Source organism: Terrimonas pollutisoli, from assembly GCF_029360765.1.
GTDB classification, from domain to species: domain Bacteria; phylum Bacteroidota; class Bacteroidia; order Chitinophagales; family Chitinophagaceae; genus Terrimonas_B; species Terrimonas_B pollutisoli.
Window position 1 is genome coordinate 21,233 of sequence record NZ_JARKNA010000015.1, and the last position, 20,593, is coordinate 41,825.

The following is a 20,593-nucleotide window of genomic DNA, read 5'->3' on the forward strand; positions in this document are numbered from 1 at the left end:
AGCCGCCAGGTTTATAATGCTACTTTCAGTTGAACAGTTATTGGCTCATCCCTGTCGCACACTACCTCATCATTCACATACTTCAATTCTGCTAACTGTATCACACTTCGCTTATCATCGAACGACCCTCTGGCTGCAGGATTTGCCTTGCTCCTGCCGGGATGTGTGAAGTAATACACAAAAGCACGGCCGCCATTCACCACTACATCACAATGCCCGCCAATAGCCTGGTCATCTTTTCCTTTGCCGGGCTGCTCCAATATTCTTGTTGCCTGCTTCTTCCAGGTTAATAAATCATCCGAAGAATATACCTCCATTCCTTTCCATGCATCCACAATCATAAAATACTGCTGCCGCCAGTAAAATACTTTTGGTCCTTCACCCCTTGTATCAATCGCTTTTCCTTTATCTACCCAGTTGTATAAATCTTTACTGTCGGCATAGTAAATACTCTTCCCATCCTTTTCATTGTTGTACCACATGCGCCACAACGTGTTATTCACTTTGTAAACAGAGGCATCAATTACCTTTTCATTCACTAATTTAACCGTTGATTGATAATCCCAGTTACGCAAATCCTTACTCGTTAAATGAACAATCACTCTCGGATGGTTCCAGTCTTTAAATGTGCCGGGCACATACGTGAGATACATGTGATAGATGCCATCGTGCTCAATTACATCGGGCGCCCAATGTGTATAGCCGGCATCGGGCCGATAATTGATATTGGCGGTATCAACATATTTCCATGTTACACCATCTTTACTTTCCGTAATACCAATTCTTGTCCCGTGTACCCATTGCACAGTTGAGTCTTCTATCGATGCACGGCGATTGGTGTACAGCATCCACCATTTCTTTTTGGCTTTGTTGTAAATGATCACAGGATCGGCAGCGCCATGATACACCGGATCATCATACAAAGGTTTGGGCACATTGTTTTTCTGTGCTGAAGCTTCATAAAAAAAAAAGTACAATAAAGGCAGGCAGGATATAATTTAAATTCATACTCATTATTTCAACGGAGTAATTGTCACCGGCCCCAGCAAACCCGAAGGCAAGGGCTTCCATGCTGATGCATCAAACAAACCGTTCTTTACGTTTTCTTTTTTGCGGGCAGGCATATTGGTGTTGTAAAATATCTTCCAGGGAAGATTATTACGATCCATGTACGAAATACGATTCGCCATTAAGTTCGCAACAATGACTTCCAGTTTGTTGGTTGGCCATAAAGCTGATGCAGGTATTACACACTGAAATGTTGGCCCGATCAGCGTAGCAATCTTTTTCCCATTTAAAATTACTTCAGCGGTTTCATGTACTTTGCCGAGATCAAGCAAGTATGCGGACGATGTACCCGATGGCTTATTGAAATTAATAGAATACCTGGCAGTGCCGGAAAAATCTGAATATTCACTTGTATCAAGATCTGACCAGGAGTATAATTCATCTGTAATGATTTTTGTAGGAATCACGGGGCCTCCGTTTAAAAACCCGATAGTCCATTCTCCTATTATAGATTGTGGTTCTCCAGCCGCAACCAAATAAGGAAATATTGCACCTGTCTTTTTAACATCGTATGTCTGAATAATAACAGACTCATAGGGCTGCAACTGCAATCTCACTTCTATTCCGCCGTTGTTATTTTTCTTCCATTTTGCCAATCCCCTTTTGCCGGTCATCGGATCAAACAAAGCAACTGAAACTGGTTTTTCATTTAACGTTAGCCATTCATTGAAAACGTTATCAGTTCGATTGCAGATAAAATACAATTTCCCATCTGTATTTTTTCGTTTGCAGTATGATAATCCTTTTTCCAATAATTTTTGTTCATCACCGACAGTAATCTGTAATAAAGTTTTGAGACTATCGCTCATATAAAACACTCCTTTACCCAAACTTGCCATATAATTCGATCCTCCAGCTTTTCTAATATTACCATCAGCATCGCCAATAGCCAGGGCAAATGGTTCGCCGAAACCAGAATAAATTGGATCCATTAACTTTCTAAATTCTTTTTTTTGCACAGCCAAGTTTGCAAATCCAGGTACACTTTCGGGCATTTTTTTATAGAATAAAATTTTAGCCCCTTGTTTCGCAAGCTCCCTCAATTTCTTTAAGCTTTCAACAGGCAGCAGCTTATTAGCAGGCAATAAAATAGTTTTATAACTATTCCCGCCAGTTACTATTTTATTTTCTGAAACGGTAAAATTTTGAAGTTGCCTGTCTGAGAAAAAATCAAACCCATATCCTTTCTCCAGCATCCATTTTGATACATGTTCAAAATCTGTGTTCTCGAAATTTTTCTCCATACCATCAAAATGTTGCAGTAATGCATTGCCGGGTTCTGAATAACGGTCGGCAATAGGATAGTACAACAACACATCATTATCGGGTTTTCCCTGCTGCAAAAAACTTTGTACTCGTGTAACGTAAGTGTTCAGTGCATGAAAATCTTTCCACTGAGGATTGGAAGGTTGAAAATGTACCGCTGCATAAAACAACCAACCCGGCCACGGCGCTTCCTTCGGAGAATAAGCTGTGCCGTGATAAAAAATATGATTCACTCCACCGAGAAAAAAAAGATCAACGGCCTTTTTTACATCAGCCCATGATGAAAGAAAGTGTTCATTGAGCCAGGTAGCAGCTTCCGCCGATACTAATTTTTTTCCGCTTACATTGGCAGCAGAAGTGGCAAACTTGAAGCGAAGTATATCGTTGCCTTCCGTTTCGGGAATATCTACTACACTATACAAATCCAGCGTATTGCCCGGTGAGCCATGCGACTGGTTGCGTACCATTTTATTTTTTCCTTCAGTCCATTTTTTCCAGGCAATGGTAAAGTGTTCCAGAAGCAATTCATCAAGCACAGAGCGGTAATCGTAAATAACCCGACTATTTTTATCTGCACTGTCTTTTCCAAACAAAGCCGGCAAATGATCTTCTAATGCATAGCCCTTTCTTTTTTTGAATTCAGTCAATAAATCTTCAGTCCAATTCGCTTGCCCTTTTGCATCATCCACTTCATACGAGTCATTGAAGAAAGAACGCAGGTAAGAAATATCATACCCTTCAAATGCTTCATCAAATTTTTTAAAATAATTCTTTGCTGCTGTTGCAGAAAAATGATCAACGGCATAACCCTCACCACCGGGAGCAGCACGTTCCACCATCTTACCATGCAAGCCCTGGAACAAAGCATACAAGCTCCAGCTTCCTTCAGGTGCAGTCCAGTTTAATTTTCCATTGGCATCAACTTTTGAAGTAAGATCGATCGATTCATTTTTATTGGAATAAGCGATCAATGTCTGTAAAGGAAGTTTACCGGGATATTGTATTTGATCCAATGCCAATGCCTGCAGATTTTGATTTAGATACACAGGCTTCAAAATATCTTCAATAGCAGCGGGTTTGTTATTGGCCGTACGTACAAAAGCTTCCTGTTTGTATTCAATGGCTTCGTTTAATTGTTCGCCGCCTTTTAGTTTATACGTTTTATAGAAAATGCTTTTGCTCGCATCTGCATCTTTTACCCAAGGACCACCAAAAGGCCAGCCTGTTCCATTGGCAAGGTCAACCCCGATACCTAACCGTTTGGCTTCTTTCAATGTATGTTCCAGCATCTGCATCCATTGCGGTGACAAAAAGTTGATGAATTGTTTTTCATAACCTTCCACTCCGTAAATGGGTGTGAGTTCAACACCGCCTAATCCTGCTCTCTGGTATTGCTCTAAGTTCCAGGTAAGATCAGCTTTGTTTACAGCGCTTCCTTCCCACCACCACCGTGTCCACGGTTTGGTTGTATTGGTTACCGATGGCCAGTTTAGTTGTGCTTTGACGGAAATGCATTGCATTGAAATCAACCATACATAAATGACTTGCCGCAATCTTGTGTATTTAAAATTCATCTATTGCTTTATTTTATAACCCGGAGGCATAATGCGTACCTACGGCACGCCGAAAATGTTCGTTATCTTTTCTACCCATCTGTTGTCCCTACGGGACAAATCATTCAATTTTCACTTTTCACTTTTGCTACCCATCTGTAGTCCCTACGGGACAAATCAGGACAAGAAACTCTTCAATTTTCACTTTTGACTTCTAACTTCTGACTTTTCACTTCTTCATCCACCACTCACAACTCCACTGCATAGACATTCTCTATGCCTTCAAAGTTTGCACGAAAAATTATCCACTTGCCATCGGGACTGAAATGCACATTCGGTTCCAGCTTGTAATTATGATGTTTCATATTCACCAGCCTGGTTGAAACAAAATGATCTCCTTCCGGTTTGAATAAATAAATCCACCTGCCGTCCTGTGCTTTTGCCACCTGGCTGGGATCGCCACCATCGCCACAAAAAAGTTTATCGTCTTTACCGCTGTTGAAATGAATGCTCCACTCATCCCTTTGTAATTGATATTTTGTCTTTTGACCGGTTTTAATATTATGTCCCTCTACAAAAAACACCTGGCCGCGGGGTTGTTGCAAATCATACCAGATGGTTTTACCATCGGCACTGATCCACTCGTGCCCGGCTATTTCCATCTCCATAATGCGCTTATGAATCTGCGTTACCTGCTTTGTGCTTACATCAATTGTCCATATCCGATTTACTTTATGCCAGGGACCTTCGTGGCAAAACATCAGGAGTTTAGGATCGGTTGTTGAAAATTGAACATGATTGAGCCATGCGTTATCGGTAAATAGTTTTTCCAGCTTACCGGTTTTGATATCGATCGTAAACAATGTTCGCGGCAGTTTGGCTTCATAGATCAAATTAAAATAACTGCTCTTGCCCGGATTGTTTCTTAGGATCTCCTTTTCTTTATCACTTGACTTAGCACCTGCCAACAAGGTTCCGTCTGCATTGATGGTTGTAATGCCTGCTTTAAAATCATTGGGAAAAACATAGATGAGTTTAGTCTCTTTCGTCTTCGCATTTACACTATACACCGAATCTTTGACCTGGTAATACACAATACCGGCTTTATTATCGACAATCTCCCCATTCATGAGTGATACGTGATTGGTCAATTGCTCCGACCTTAACGTATTAAGATCAAGTAAATGAATTTGCCGGTTGAGAGAAACAACAATGGAGATTTCCTGCTTGGCAACACTATCGACATTATTCTTGTTGCTGCTGTAAAAAACCATGGAGTTTCCAATAAAAGGATTGTTATGAAAGTAAAAGCTAAGATTACTTTTCCCCTCCAATCGTGTTAACCGGATCACTTTATGTTTAGTGTCTTTATCGATCCATTCATCGGGCATTTTCCTCCCGCCGGTTTCCATCACAGGTTGGGCAGCTGCCTGGAGAGTCAAAAAAAACGACACAAGAATGTTTTTGCCTATAAAAAACTGTCGTAACATTTTATTCTTTTTATGAGATCATCAACCTACCAATCCAATTTCAATAAGGTTACACCCTGCACCGGCAGGTTGATTGTCAGTTTAGCTACATTGTTCGCAGTCTTTATCCTGATTGCTTTTTGTTTTGTTTGTAATTGTCCCGCTTTTTCCAACATCGCTATTTGCTCTGTTGTTGGTTGCTGTGGCGAACCCATCTTTTTCCATACTTCATAGGAGTTGCTGTGTTCGTTATCGATCCTGTATTCTGTAATCGTCACATTAGCGGCAGGAATACCCTTAATCAGCACTGTTATTGTTTGTGCATCTTCCTGTTTATCCTCATCATGATAATTCCATACCATTACGGTGGCATTACGCTTATCTTTTGCCGCCAATGCCCCGATGTCATTGTGTCCTCTCACACTTGAATCAACAAAAGTTTTGAGGTCATACATCTGGCTGCCTGTTGCTGCCACCCGCTTTCCCTTCATCATGCCAAACATGCGGAATACATTCAGCACCGGTTTATCAACGCCATTAGTAGCCAGGTCCCGGAAGCCGGCAAACCAGGGTTGGTTTTCAAATTCAAAAGACCAGGATACCGCTCCAATTAAGTTGGAATTATGTTGATCGGCCAACAGGTATTTCCTCGCAAACGTAGCAGCCGTATAACTGGAATACATGGTGCCATTGCGATAAGCATTTTCAGGGTTAGTGCTCATACCACAGGCGGCACAACCTTCGGGGTCGCTTTCACCAATTACCAGGGGAATATTTTTAATGGCCGGAAAATTATTTACAGTAATGAATGCATCGCGGATATTTCGCATTTGTGTGCCGGCATTCATGATTACTTTACCATTGACAAATTTGGGCTGCCCTTTAGCATGAAACAAAACGAGATCCAGTGGAGAGCCTTTTTTGCCTGTTGCATAATTTATACCCGTTAAACAATGCTCAATGAAAGCCGCTAAAAATTTGGACCCGCCACCGGTTATATCGCAGCCACCAATCTTTGCATTGGGCAATGCGAGGCGCAAACCATCTGCCGCATAATCATATGTTTTAAAAAATTCCTCTTGTGTGCCCTGCCAGTAACCGATATTGGGTTCGTTCCATACTTCCCAATACCAGCTATCCACTTCTTTGCTCCCATATTTTTCTTTGCAATGCTTAGCCCATTGATAGATCAGCTCCCGCCATTTATTATAGTCATTTGGCGGATAGGCCCAGCCGGTAAACACTTCTTTATAGGACACACCGGGTTTCCAGCTATGTTGATAGGGCTCCGGTTTTGAAGAAAGGGCTTTTGGCATAAAACCGATTTGCATCAATGGCTTCATACCCCACTGCACATAGGTATCAATGATGCTGTCGACAATGGTCCAATTATACATCGGGTTACCATTTGCATCTTCAGTATAGGCATTAGTTGAACCCCACTTTAATGCAGGAGTGCCATCACCCGTCGTCAATAAATTGTGCGCCCGGACAAAAACAGGCACAGGGCTTAAGGTTGCAATCTCTGACAACAACTTTTTACCATCTTTCATGTAGGTATAGTTTGGTTCGTCATAGCCAAACCAAGCCCAGATTGGCTTCATCTCTCCCGTTTCCTTTCTCAGATCAACCTGTATTATAGGAGATTGAGCGAATACGGTTTGATCCAATATTTGAATCAAACAAAAACAAAATGCCAAAAATTTGAAATGCTTCATCTTGCTACAATCGTTTTATTATTAAATGTTGTCTACAGTGAGTGGAACTTGTCCCGACATTAGCATAAAAGTTGTTACTTATACTTTTCAAGAAACTTCAATCGTACACCAACTTGTTTTATCCACTCCCTTGCCATCAATTCATGCGCCGGCACTGTAGGATGTATTCCATCCCATATCCAATATTCAGCAGGCTTCCTTTTTATCGCCTTATCAAATACAGCAGGAAAGTCAACAAGTACTGAATTAAACTCTGCAGCGAGTTTTCTAATGCGACCTGCCAATTGATCGACCGTGCTACGATATTTCTCCCAATCATCTTTTACCCTGCCTACCGGGTACACAAATGGAAGGCAAAGCACAAACAAGGTGTCGGGGTTTTGCTGTTTGCTTTTCGCAAGAATAATACGATAGCTGTTTTCAAACTGATCAATAGTTGCCTCTTTAACTTCAGGTTCTTTTATCATCACGGCTCCATCGTTGATGCCAACCAATATGCTCAACACATCCGGTTTAATATCCAGCCCATCTGTCTGCCAACGTTTTTCAAGATCAGTAACACGGTTGCCACTGATTCCACGGTTATAAAAAACAGGATTGGATTCTGCAAAATCTGCACCTATCCTGCTTGCCACCGAAAATGCATAGCCATGACCCATGATATGATTCGGATCTTTGTCGCGGCCCCGGTTGCCATCCGTAATAGAATCGCCCTGGAATAAAAACACGAGACCTTTAGTTTTATCTTCAATCATGTCTCCGGGAACAGCACTTGCCATCACCGACGCTGGACTTAACGCCGATGCTGCACCTGCCAGAGCCGAAACTTTTAAAAATGATCTTCTTGTTGTTTTATTATCCATGATTTTTCAGAAAGATGGCGTCAATTAATTACTATCTGGTTTTGAAGTTGCAACTAAAACACTCACCATTTTACTCTTTTATTATTTTGACAATTGCAGTGAACTGTCATTGATAATAAATTTGAAATTAGTCAGCAGCTGGTAAATTTCAGCACCGGCTAAAATGACCGGTCCATAGCCATGAGCGGCATATACATTCACCGGACGGTAATAGTAAAAAGCCGGATCAAAAGCCATTCCTGTTCCTACACATGTACCTTCTACTTGTCCCTGGGCATTGACTTTTGTTGACACGGCGTTCCATGCAAGAATCGCTGTTGGCGCATAGATCATCGGATCGAGCCAACCTTTGTTAATGGCATGTGCAATGCAATAAGCGTAGATAGCTGTAGCCGATGTCTCGAGATAAGAATCATTTTTGTCAAGCAATTGGTGCCAGAAACCCGTTCCATCCTGATAGCTCATCAATCCATTGATATGGTCTTTCAATTGCTTTAACACAAAACTTCTTCCCGGGTGATTTTCGGGCAGCACATCCAGCAACTCCGTTTTTGTCATCAGTGCCCAACCATTGGCTCTCGCCCATCTGAATTCAGGATGCTTCGCCATGCTTTCGACCCAGCCATGCATATACAGTCCTTTTTCTTTATTGAACATTCGGTGTGCAAATTGTCTTACTTGTTTGACAGCATCATCAAAATATTTTGTGTCTCCTGTGAGCTTGCCCATTTGTGCCATCGCCGGCACTCCCATATACAAATCATCAAGCCACAAGGTATTGGCCTGTGGACGCATTCTTGCCAACGTTCCATCTTTTAGCCGGTATTCTTTGGTGAATACATAATGTATATAGTTATCAATCAGCGGACGGAGATTATTGTTCAACCCGCTTCGCTGCGCCTTGATCATAGACGCACAAACAGCCCCGGCATCATCTAAGGCATGAGGATCTATTGGCTGGGACAACAATTTCTTCTTACGGATATAATCAATACCGAATTTTTGTTTTACTGCAGGCACCCATTTTGCCAGGAAATCAAATCTTGTTTTTACATAATCGGCATAACGTTGATCCTTTGTGGTTTCAAATGCCCGTTGAAAGGCTGAATAAGTAACCCCCCATTCATAACTGGTCAACCGGAAATCACCCGTCTTTACAATGCTGTTGGTATCTAATTGCGTTGTTTCATTTATCGCCTCACCTGTTTTTTGATTGATCATGGCTGCAGGTGTAACGGCATCGAGATAATCGTAGACTTTATCTAATACTGCTTTTACTTTTTCTTTTGTCGGGGCACCATAAGGAATGGGATAGTCTGGTTGCAAGGCATGCAAGGGTGCATTTACATCTGTTTGCTTTTGCTGCGCCCGGCCATAAAAGAAAAATAACGTTGCTATACAAGAAACGGCTGTGTATTTGAAAACTGTTGCTGACTTCATAGTGAACCAATTTAGTGTAATCATCTGACTTACCAGAATGAAAATAGCGGCAAAAATTTGTAGCCGCCATTTTCAAAAACTGCCTGCTTATGTATGAGAAACTTTAATACCCGGGATTTTGCATTGCTTGTTTTTCTGGGCCTGTTAAGGCTTTGCCGCCAGCCTGTATGCCATCAAGAAATGTTTGTGGTATTGGCCGCAGCAAATGGCGATCCTGAATGTTAGGAGCTGCATCAGGATTAAAAGCCTTGGCACGAGCAACTAATGTTTTTGTGCGGGACAGATCTTGCCAACGCAAATATTCACCGGCAAGCTCACGGGCCCGTTCATTCAATAAAAAGCACAATGCCCTGTCGTAAGGAGAAGATAAGGCGAGTGTACTGATAATATATTCATCTCCTGCCGGTAAAGTTGCCATATCAGTAACTGCTAAGCTGGCTGAAGCATCTGTTGTAACCGGAATATTATTTGACTCGTAATAGGAATTCTCCGGAAAAAAAGAAGGAGGTACGGTTTGAGGAGCACTGCTGGGTGCAGCTCCACCATCATAATAAGCCGAACGGCTTTCGCCGCTTACAAATTGCGCCCTTGTTCTTAATGGGTTGATATAAGGTAATGCATCATTATAAGAACCCGTACCCATATTTGCCAAACGGATTTTAGCTTCTGCAGCTATCAAATAGGTTTCAGCCGAACGGGCCAGTGTAATATCCCGAAGGCCTCTTACATCGTTGAACCCAGCAGTACGGGAACCATCCATAAACTTGCTTAACGATGGAAATTTGCGGGTATCGTTCCATCCTCCGTCGGCCGTAACGCCAGTCTTATATGCCACATACACATGAGGTATAGTTTTACCGGTTGCGCCATATACCACCGAATTGTTTAGCACATTTGCAGAAAACCGGGTATCACCGGGTTGATTGATAACATACATTATTCCTAAATCACCTTTCACATAAGGAGCCGTTGGCGCATTAGCATTAACCTTATGTTTTGTCCTGAAACTTTTCCAAAACCTTGAATCATTTTGCAAGTCGTAAATGCGATACATGTAAAAGTTAGGACACAGCCGGCTGAAAGGACGATCTCCACTTAGGTCCCGCTGCATTTGCGCAATATCCTCATAGCGGGAAACATAGTATAAATGCTGTGTGTTTTGACCACTTGCGGTTAAATCTGAAGTAAACTGCGCTGATAAAATTATTTCTTTCAGGTTTTCATTGGCGCCGTTGGGAGCGGTATATCTCCATAGATCGCCAAAGTTTGGCGCCAGTGGATGATTGGCAATAACGGAATCGCACAAAGGCACGATAGCAGCCAGGTCGGCAGCTTTGGTGCTAGAATTCCAGGAATCATTTATTTCACTGGCACGACTTAGATATGCCTTGGCTAAATAATGCCCTGCTGCGTCTTTGGTTATTTTGGCAGGAGAACCCGTATTACTCAAAAGTCCATATGCTTTGGTAAGATCATCAATAATCAGTGCAAATATGTCTTTTGGTTCAGCACGGGTAAACTCTAAATCCGGAGTGGTACTGGGCGTGGTTTTTAAAGGTACTGCCCCATACTGGCTTACTAACCTTAAGTAATTATAGGCCCGCAAAAAATAGCCTTCGCCTAACGCAGTTTTTTTAATAGCATCAGCAGTAGAAGTGCTGGCCGTGGCGTTTTCAATTATCAGGTTGGCATGGCCGATTCCTATATATAAATTATCCCATTGGGCGTTTGCTGCTACTGTATTCCCATTATTAGGTGTAATAAAAGAGCCAAAAGTATTTCCATAAGAGTTATACATACCATTTGAAGGGTCGCCGCCTACGCGGAATTCATCCACACCGTAGCACATATTAGAGAATGCCATTTCCCCATTGAATGGAGTGGCAAATACCTGGTGATAGGCTCCATTAACCAATTGCTGGATACCGGCATCCGTTTTATAAAATTCCAAATCTCTTGAAGTTTTCAATTCTTCATCTAAGAATTTCTTCTTACATGAAACGGCAACCAATACCATTAACAGGATCACTATGGTTATATTTAAGAATTCATTTTTCATTTTGTCAAAATTTAATGAAGTTAAAAACCGGCATTGATACCAAATGTATATCCACGGTTAGAGAACGTTGAAACTGCATCCATATCCATGAATTCAATTTGAGAATATATCATACCTGGATTGGTAGCCTGGAAGTAAACCCGCAGGCTCGACATGTGCATTGCCTTTGTAATTCTATTGGGCACATTGTAAGCAGCTGAAATATTCCTGATTTTCAAAAACGATGCTTTCAGGTATCCTAATGAAGGGGAATATGCATCGCCTGAACCTACAGAATAAAAGGGTTTTTGGTACTCTGCATTTTGGTTATTTTCTGTCCAGTAGTTAATCCGCCGCTGGTTTCCACGGGCCGTTTGGGACTCTCCGCCCTGATTGAACCAATAGTTTAAGCGGCCGTAGATGAACACTGACAACTCGAAGCCCTTGTACGTAAAACTATTTGTCATACCCACTATCCAGCGGGGTCTTGTGTGACCGATAACTACCCTGTCATTGTTAGCATCAATTTTATTATCACCGTTCTGGTCAATAGGTCTTACCTGGCCCGGAGTAAAGTTGTTGCCGTTTTGACCAAACTTGGATAACAATGCTGTATCAGCATACTGCCACATACCATTGGAGGCAAAGCCATAGATAACCCGAATTGGTCCGCCAGGAAAAAGGTTGTTAAGAACGTCAGGGCCTTTCCCCGTTGCCCCTTCAACAAGCTTGTCTTTTTGCCAGCTTGCATTCAGGTTGGTTGTCCATTGAAAGTTTTTAGTGGTTATGTTAATTGTATTGATATTAATATCAACACCTTTATTAGTAGTTTGCCCAAGATTGGTATTCGTTCTAAGGAATCCTGTTACCGTAGGCAGTTGTTGCAGAAATAATAAATCGTTTGTTCTTGAAGTATAAACATCAATTGCCCCCGAAACTCTGTTTTTTAATATACTGAAATCAATACCTGCATTGTACTGGGTTGTTTTCTCCCATTTTAAATTTGGATTTCCAAGGTCAGTAGTTGGAAGAGAGGCTGCACTTACACTGCCGCCGTTCGGATAGAAATAAGGTTCACCAAAAGTTAATGTTTTATAGGGATCAATAGAAGAGTTACCTGTAACGCCCACACCAATGCGGAATTTTAAATCGTTCACAAACGAAACATTTTGCATAAATTTCTCACGACTTACACGCCATGCTAGCGCAGCACTGGGGAATATGTCACCCTTATATCCTTCACCGAGCTGCGAAGCAGCATCGTGTCGCACAGATACAGTTAGCAAATACTTATCATCAAACCCATAGTTGAGACGGGCCATATAGCTTCTTAATTGGGTTTCAGTTAGTGGAGTAACCCGGTTAATAGTAAGGTTGGTGGATGGAAGCACCCTGTTGTTCAGTTCATACCACTTTTGACTGGCGAAAGGAACAGCAGTACCAACTATTCTGTTTACAGGGTTAGCAACATACTTGGTAGCACTTTGCAGTAATGTAAGGCCAAAGCTGTGTCGCTTGATCTCTTTGTCATAGTAAATAAGGTTATCAAGTGTCCATGAGTAAGTTTTAGCTTCCTGCAATGAGGCGCCATTAATACCACTGCTTGCGGCGGACTGACCATCGATATAAACACCATTGGTATAATTTGAAAAGTCGGGGCCAAAGTTGAAACGGTATTTTAATCCTTTCAAGAAGGGATGAATTTTACCAAAATCCATTTGGGCGTACATGCTACCAAACGCACGAAGTGTTACCCGCTGGTCCTGAGTATATTTCTCCTCATCCACTACGGTTTTAATAGCCACATCACCACCGGGATATATAATTCTGTTACCTGCAGAATCATAGGGCACAGCCCATTTGAAAAGGCCTCTTGCAGAATTATAAATGCTATTTGCAGGCGTACCTACAAATGAACCAATTATTAAATTTGACTGGCCGAATTCCTGGGTGCCGTGGGTAGCATTTACATTCAACCCCATATTAAACCAATCGGTAGCCTGTATATCCACACTGGCTTTACCAGAATATCTTGTAAACTTTTGGCCAATAGAAGTTCCCTTATTATTCAAATACCCAAATGAAGCATATGCCTTTATATTTTTTGTTCCACCACTAACGCTGATGGTGTTGTCTGTGGTAAGGCCGGTTTGAGATACCAGCCCCGTCCAATCGGTGTTGCCCACTTTTGAGCCATCCCATGTACCTGTTGCCCAGCCCTGCGCAATATTTTTCCAGGCAGTCGGGTCAGAAGTAGCCAGAAAAATATCACGGTCGTTGGCGATAGTTGGCGCATCACCTCGTGGACGGCCTGCCGGATTACTGTAGTAAACCGCCCACCGGCGAAAATCAATGTATTCAGAAGCAGACATGATAGGCGCCCAGTCTTTAACGGTTTCAAACGTAGCCGAATTATAAAGATTCACTTGCACTTTGCCCGACTTTCCTTGCTTGGTAGTAACAATTACAACACCATTCGCTCCTCTTGAACCATAGATGGCCGTAGCAGATGCATCTTTCAGCACATCTATACTTTCAATATCGTTAGGATTAAGGTACTCGATACCGCCAGTGGCCAAAGGAATATTATCAACTACATAAAGAGGTTCATTGGTGGCATTTACAGAGCGTTCACCACGAATTCTGATACTACCAACCGTGCCAGGTCGCTCATTAGAAGTAATATCCACACCAGCTACCTTACCCTGCATGGCCTGTAGCGCATTGTCAACCGGCCTTGACCTGATATCCTTTTGGTTAATGCCGGCAACAGAGCCGGTTACATCTTTCTTTTTAACCGTTGCGTAGCCAATCACAACAACATCCTCCAACGATGCAGTAGTGTTTGCCAGTGAAATGTTCACTATTGATTTATTATTAATGCCAACTTCCTGTTCGGCAAATCCAACTGATGTGATCACCAGTGTTGAACTGCCTGATGGCGCCGTCAATGAATAAGAGCCATCAGTATTAGTCGCCGTGGCCAAGGCAGTGCCTTTTACCTGTACCGTTGTTCCCGGCACTGGCTTTCCGGTTTCATCGGTTATTTTGCCGGTTACTTTAAAGTTGTTTTGGGAAAAAGAAAACTGTGTAGTCAGTAATAGGAGCAGAATGATACACACACTCCGCTGCATGATGCGCTTTTTTTTCATATAGCAGTTTTAAGAGGACAAATGCAATTCATGCTAAATTTATCGTCGTCCCGCAGCAGAATTGTCCTGAACCGTCCTGCTAAACCGAAAGAATCTACGCAATCGTTCCCGGAACTTTTTACATATAGTCGACGGACATGATGTTTACTTTTTTAGTGATTCCACTTAACTAGCAATAAATTTTGATCGAAAACCCCTGTTAGATTTGCCGCTTTACTACGTTGCTTACTATGGGTTGTCGCTTGTCGTAAGCTGGAAATAATTGTATCTTTCGTTCTCTAAAGTATTAACCGGGTCAGGAATTTTAACCGGTATGCTTTCTATTAGATTGCCATGAAAAAGAATGACCTGTTCAAGTGTTTCAATATCGATTATTACGCTGCCACACCAAAATACCTGCAACTCGCCAACTCAGTTATAAAAGCCATCAGTGAAGGGAAAATTGGTAAAGATGATATTCTTCCCTCCATCAATGAACTGAGCTTTGAATTTGAAATATCAAGAGATACGGCGGAAAAAGGATATAAGCATTTGAAGAATTTGGGTATACTGGGCTCCGTTCCGGGAAAAGGATATTTTATCAAATCAACAGAAATCAATCAACCACTCAAGATTTTTTTGCTTTTTAATAAACTCAGTGCGCATAAAAAGATCATTTATGATGCTTTTGCAAATGCCATGGGGGGAATGGCTTCCATTGATTTTTATATCTATAATAATGACTTCGCTCTTTTCAAACGCCTGATACAAAACAACAAGAACGATTATACGCATTATGTCATCATACCGCACTTTTTGGAAGGTGGAGAAAATGCCTATGAGACCATTAATACCATTCCGAAAGATAAATTGGTGTTGCTGGACAAACTCGTTCCCCGTGTAGATGGCAGGTATGCGGCCGTTTATGAAAACTTTGAGCGGGATATTTATAATGCTTTGGAACAATCGCTTGACAGGCTGAGTAGGTATCACACTATTAAAATAATTTTTCCTGCTTATACTTACCACCCGGGCGAAATACTCTCAGGTTTCTATCGCTTTTGCGATCAATATGCTTTTACTTATAAGGTTGTTCACGAAATAAGGACAGAACCTATAAAAGAAGGAGAGGTATTTATTACACTGATGGAAGACGATCTCGTTGTATTGATTGAAAAAATACTGGCGACAACCATGAAGGTGGGGAAAGACATCGGCGTGATCTCTTATAATGAAACGCCCCTGAAAAAAATAATACTGGATGGTATTACCACCATCTCGACCGACTTTCAACTGATGGGCGAAAAAACAGCGCAAATGATATTGGATAATTCAAGGGAACATTTTGAAGTTCCATTTAAGATCACTTTACGATCTTCTTTATAATTCTTTTGTTTGTCTCACCTACTTCAAATAAAATGTTATTGCCCTTCAGGTATGATGCATGTCTATTAGCGCCTTTGCTTTCGATGCATTTTTTTTTATACAGTAGCGGGTAGTTTTTATACTTATCCTAAAAGCTACCACTTCTCTCAAATCATTCTAACGGCGGCTCAACATATTTCTCATTGAGTGGCTGCAGGTGATGGCGCATGATCTGGCGGGCACAGGTGTTCCATCTCAGGATGGCATCGTCATTACCCGGTGGTCGAATGGCTTCCGCCTTCTGATAAAACTCCATGGCTTCGTTCAGCCATTCATAAACAGCAAACTGGCCACCCCTTGTTCTGTTTAAAATGGCCATGGCTTCCCGTTCGCTGATAATACCGGAATAATAAAGTCTTTCGTATTCGCTTTCAAGGCGAGGCAGGAGCTGTTGCGCCCGGCTCACATCACCTGATGCGGAAGTATCGAACTGATCCGTAATGGCCAACAACAAAATGATAATGGCTTTGGCGTTATTGGGATCCACTTCAAGAATGTCAAGGCAAATGCTTTCAGCGAGGTCAGGCTCATCGAGCAGCCGGTATCGTTCCGCTTTTTCGAGAGCCGCCGGAATGCTGTCCCTGGAGATGTTTTTAAGTTGGAACATGATTGGTTATTTTAATTATTTAAAAAAATATATAAGCTTCACGCAAAGTCGCAAAGACAACGCAACGAGGCAAAGACCATTTCATGTGGCAGCGCAGCAACAATCTTAATTTTTCAACTTATGTTTTCTAGCGGCGGTGCAACGTAATTTACTGTTTCCTAAAAATCCTATTACTCCTACCATCCCGGTAGCTATCGGGACCCAGTTCAGACAGTTTTCTTCGACCGGAACATCCGGAAGAATTTTTTCACAGGATCATAAAATCTATCGGCAACCCTTTCCTTCAGCGGAATGATGGCATTGTCTGTAATAGTAATGTCTTCAGGGCAAACTGTTGTACAGCATTTGGTGATATTACAATAACCAATTCCACCGGCTTTCTTTAAATCTTCCATGCGGTCTTCCACATCAAGCGGGTGCATTTCCAGTGCAGCAGTATATACTAAAAGCCGGGGACCCATAAATTCATTATGAAGCTGATGCTCACGCAACACATGACATACATCCTGGCATAAAAAACATTCTATGCATTTGCGGAATTCCTGCACCCGGTCTATGTCTGACTGAGCCATTCGCCAGGTGCCGTCCTTTGCATCGGGTGGCCGGGGTTTGAATTTTTTAATTTTCTTCTTTGCTGTGAAATTCCAGGAAACATCGGTCACCAGATCCTTTATCAATGGAAATGCTTTCATGGGTTGCAGCAGTACGGGCTTATTGAGAGGAAGATCACTGAGCCGGGTCATGCACATTAGTTTAGGCATGCCATTGACTTCAGCCGAGCAGGAGCCACATTTGCCGGCTTTGCAATTCCAGCGCACCGCCAGGTCATTGACATGTTCCGCTTGTATTTGATGTACAGCATCGAGAACCACCATGCCTTCAGCAATTTCAGTGGAATACGTTTCAAATTTTCCATCTGAAGCATCGCCACGCCAGATTTGAAAGGTTGCTGTTGCCATACGAAGGTTTTTATGGTTTGAGGTTCTTTAATTCGACCTGTTATTTATCTGATAGTTTCTATCAAAAGAACTTTAAACACTTATTGCTTATCTATAAATCCAAGCACTGTTTTATTAAATTCAGCCGGATTCTCAAATTCCAATCCATGCGTAGTGTTTGTAAGTGTCGCAATCTCCCTATTGCTTAAACATCGGTTCAGTTCATCTATAACCAAAGAAAAAATTACGGGCGACTGATCGCCTTTTAATAACAATACAGGTGCTTTTATTTTTTTGAGATCATCGCAGGCGACCGGCGTGAAAATATTCTGACTAGCCGTAATTCCTTTTAGCTCCGTGACATTCGTCATCATAATTTCACGGTCCTTTTGAGGAAGCCTGGAGAAATAGAGGCTATCACCCATCACGCCGCTAATAAGGGCATTTACCGCTTTTTCATCGTTGCTGATTTTAAATGCTTCAACAACCGGCCCGAAAGTTTTGGTAATAAAGTTATTCAGGATGGTATCACCACCCGGAACATTAAGCACCAATGATGGAACAAATGCCTCGCCAAGTGTGAGGCTACTCACCAGTTCAGGATGATCTATCGCAGTAAACAATGCCGTACTGGCTCCAAAAGAGTGCCCTACAAGATGTGCCTTTCCCAGGTTCAGGTTTTTTAAAAATTCAGAGAGCTCTTTGGAATGAGAAATAACCGTTAACTGTGCCGAGTCATTTATCGCTTGTTTGTTCGGATAAGCAAAGCGCCGGCTGTAAGCGATGACCCGGTGGTTTTTGGCAAAAGTGTCCATTTGTGCTCCCCAGGTGCGGTAATCACCCACTGCTCCGTGAATGAAAACCACAGGATCACCTTTCCCAATGTCAATGTAATGAATGCTGTCGCCGTTAATGAAAATGCTTTTCACTTCAGGAACCTCAGGAACTTCGCTTTGCGTTGTTTTGCCGGTATCGCTATTATTACATGATTCCAAACAAAACAGCAGCGATAAGAAGATTAGATAGAAAAAATTATTCTTCATAGCTGATTATTTTAACCTGGTTTATAAAAAATTTGATGTTGGGTTTTCAGCCAGTACCTGATTCTTTTTACTAATACTATTATTTCATTTCCTGAATGAGTTGGTTTATGATAAGCTGATCTTTAAAAGCTTAAAGTCTATTACCTTCTGATTTCTGAATTCTGACCTCCATCCTCCCGCTCTTACTTCATCTCTTCAACGATTTGTTTCAGATCAGTGGGCATTTCACGAAGCGGCTCCCGCTTCACTTTCATCTGTCCATCTTCTCCTTTCAAAATAATAAGATTGCATTGGCCGGTTTTCTCATCTTTTTCCGGGTAATCTTCACGAAAATGCGCACCACGACTTTCTTTTCTTTCAATAGCCGCCCGGGTAATCGCTTCCGAAACAGTCAATAAATTTTGCAGGTCCAATGCCGTGTGCCATCCGTTATTATATTCCCTGTTTCCAATCACTTTCACTTTGTTGGAGCGTCGCCACAGCTTTTTCAATTCTTCCATTGCTGTCAATAGTTCCTCTTCTTTGCGAACAATGCCAACAAGATCCTGCATCATTTCCTGCAGGTCATATTGTACCTGGTAGGGATTGTCTCCTTCCGTTCGTTCAAAGGGTTCTAATGCCTTCTTTGCGAAACCTGCTATTTCCTGTTCATTAATAATAATGGGTTGCCCATTTTCTTTAGCAAATATTGCCGCGAATTCACCGGCACGTTTTCCAAAAACCAATAGATCGGAAAGAGAGTTGCCACCCAAACGGTTTGCTCCGTGCAAACCAGCGGCTGCTTCGCCTGCAGCAAAAAGACCCGGCACTGTTGACATTTGTGTATCAGCATCCACCCGTATACCACCCATCATGTAATGAGTAGTGGGTCCTACTTCCATCGCTTCTTTGGTAATATCTATATCGGCCAGTTTTTTAAACTGGTGATACATGCTGGGCAATTTTTTCTTGATATGTTCCGCGGCATTGGGAAGTTTCTTTTTGATCCACGAAATATCAAGAAATACGCCGTTGTGAGGACTGCCTCTTCCTTCTTTTATTTCACGAACAATACAACGAGCTACATGATCCCTGGTCAGCAATTCCGGTGGCCGCCTTGCAGCACGATCGCCTTGTGTATATTTCCAGCCTTCTTCTTCGTTGTCGGCGGTTTGATTAAGATATAATTCCGGAATGTCATTAAACATAAACCGCTTATTCTCTTTATTGAGCAAAATTCCGCCTTCACCCCTGACTCCTTCCGTAACCAGGATGCCCTGGACACTGGGGGGCCAGACCATGCCGGTGGGATGAAATTGTACAAACTCCATATCCATAAGTTCCGCACCCGCATGATAGGCCAATGAATGACCATCGCCTGTGTATTCCCAACTGTTGCTGGTGATTTTAAAAGCCCGGCCTATACCACCCGTGGCTATTACAATGGCTTTGGCACGAAATAATTTAAACTGTCCTTTTTCCCGGTCGTATCCAAAAGCACCCGCCACCCGTTCCCCATTTTTCAGCAATGTTATAATGGTAAATTCCATGTGAACAGCAATGCCCTGGTGAATACCATGATCCTGTAGGGTGCGGATCATTTCCAATCCTGTGCGGTCGCCTACATGTGCAAGGCGGGGATATTTATGGCCACCGAAATTCCGTTGTAAAATCCGGCCATCCTTTGTTCTGTCGAATAGTGCACCCCATGCTTCCAGTTCCCGCACACGATCAGCGGCTTCTTTGGCGTGCAGCTCAGCCATTCGCCAATCGTTAAGATATTGTCCTCCCCGCATCGTATCCGCAAAATGTACTTTCCAGTTATCCCGCTCATCTACATTGGACAAGGCTGCTGCAATTCCCCCTTCTGCCATTACCGTGTGAGCTTTGCCCAGCAAGGACTTGCAGATCAAACCAACTGAAACGCCATTAGCAGCGGCTTCTATAGCAGCACGAAGACCAGCGCCACCCGCGCCAATAACAAGTACATCGTAATTGTATGTATCGAACATAGACATTACCTGCAATTTTTAGTCAAAAGTGAAAAGACAAAAG

Annotated in this window: 13 protein-coding genes; 1 reads left to right on the plus strand and 12 read right to left on the minus strand. The window is 42.3% G+C overall.

Annotated elements, in window-relative coordinates; genetic code table 11:
- Positions 1 to 11: 11 nt before the first annotated feature.
- The 8 genes from P2W73_RS19555 to P2W73_RS19590 all read right to left on the minus strand — a co-directional run bounded on the left by P2W73_RS19555 (position 12) and on the right by P2W73_RS19590 (position 14,567).
- Positions 12 to 935 carry a family 43 glycosylhydrolase gene (locus tag P2W73_RS19555; RefSeq protein ID WP_276503785.1) on the minus strand — a complete coding sequence of 308 codons (924 nt, stop codon included), beginning with the start codon at positions 933 to 935 and terminating at the stop codon, positions 12 to 14.
- Between the two features lie 78 nt (positions 936 to 1,013).
- Complete coding sequence (locus P2W73_RS19560) at positions 1,014 to 3,908, minus strand: glycosyl hydrolase (protein WP_276503786.1); 2,895 nt, start codon at positions 3,906 to 3,908, stop codon at positions 1,014 to 1,016.
- A 227-nt stretch (positions 3,909 to 4,135) separates the two neighbouring features.
- On the minus strand, positions 4,136 to 5,377 hold the full coding sequence (locus P2W73_RS19565) for an oligogalacturonate lyase family protein (RefSeq protein WP_276503787.1): 1,242 nt from the start codon (positions 5,375 to 5,377) through the stop codon (positions 4,136 to 4,138).
- Between the two features lie 26 nt (positions 5,378 to 5,403).
- Positions 5,404 to 6,960: a GH39 family glycosyl hydrolase gene (locus tag P2W73_RS19570; RefSeq protein WP_276503788.1), complete on the minus strand. Its 1,557-nt coding sequence runs from the start codon at positions 6,958 to 6,960 to the stop codon at positions 5,404 to 5,406.
- Positions 6,961 to 7,148: 188 nt separating this feature from the next.
- Positions 7,149 to 7,937, minus strand: coding sequence for an SGNH/GDSL hydrolase family protein (locus tag P2W73_RS19575; protein ID WP_276503789.1), 789 nt, complete (start codon positions 7,935 to 7,937; stop codon positions 7,149 to 7,151).
- A gap of 81 nt (positions 7,938 to 8,018) precedes the next feature.
- Positions 8,019 to 9,377, minus strand: a complete 1,359-nt coding sequence (locus tag P2W73_RS19580) for a glycoside hydrolase family 88/105 protein (RefSeq protein WP_276503790.1) — start codon at positions 9,375 to 9,377, stop codon at positions 8,019 to 8,021.
- A gap of 103 nt (positions 9,378 to 9,480) precedes the next feature.
- Complete coding sequence (locus tag P2W73_RS19585) at positions 9,481 to 11,436, minus strand: RagB/SusD family nutrient uptake outer membrane protein (protein ID WP_276503791.1); 1,956 nt, start codon at positions 11,434 to 11,436, stop codon at positions 9,481 to 9,483.
- Between the two features lie 20 nt (positions 11,437 to 11,456).
- Positions 11,457 to 14,567 carry a SusC/RagA family TonB-linked outer membrane protein gene (locus P2W73_RS19590; protein ID WP_276503792.1) on the minus strand — a complete coding sequence of 1,037 codons (3,111 nt, stop codon included), beginning with the start codon at positions 14,565 to 14,567 and terminating at the stop codon, positions 11,457 to 11,459.
- Positions 14,568 to 14,900: 333 nt separating this feature from the next.
- On the opposite strand from P2W73_RS19590, the gene P2W73_RS19595 reads away from it, so the two are divergent.
- A complete protein-coding gene (locus tag P2W73_RS19595; RefSeq protein ID WP_276503793.1) occupies positions 14,901 to 15,932 on the plus strand; it encodes a GntR family transcriptional regulator in 1,032 nt (343 codons plus the stop codon).
- 151 nt (positions 15,933 to 16,083) lie between these two features.
- Here P2W73_RS19595 and P2W73_RS19600 read toward each other — a convergent pair whose 3' ends face one another.
- The 4 genes from P2W73_RS19600 to P2W73_RS19615 form a co-directional block, all read right to left on the minus strand.
- Complete coding sequence (locus tag P2W73_RS19600; protein WP_276503794.1) at positions 16,084 to 16,578, minus strand: hypothetical protein; 495 nt, start codon at positions 16,576 to 16,578, stop codon at positions 16,084 to 16,086.
- Positions 16,579 to 16,784: 206 nt separating this feature from the next.
- Complete coding sequence (locus P2W73_RS19605) at positions 16,785 to 17,537, minus strand: succinate dehydrogenase/fumarate reductase iron-sulfur subunit (protein WP_276503795.1); 753 nt, start codon at positions 17,535 to 17,537, stop codon at positions 16,785 to 16,787.
- Positions 17,538 to 17,617: 80 nt separating this feature from the next.
- On the minus strand, positions 17,618 to 18,559 hold the full coding sequence (locus tag P2W73_RS19610) for an alpha/beta fold hydrolase (RefSeq protein WP_276503796.1): 942 nt from the start codon (positions 18,557 to 18,559) through the stop codon (positions 17,618 to 17,620).
- A gap of 182 nt (positions 18,560 to 18,741) precedes the next feature.
- Entirely contained in the window at positions 18,742 to 20,550 is a 1,809-nt protein-coding gene (locus P2W73_RS19615; protein ID WP_276503797.1) for a fumarate reductase/succinate dehydrogenase flavoprotein subunit, read from the minus strand.
- Positions 20,551 to 20,593 lie beyond the last annotated feature (43 nt).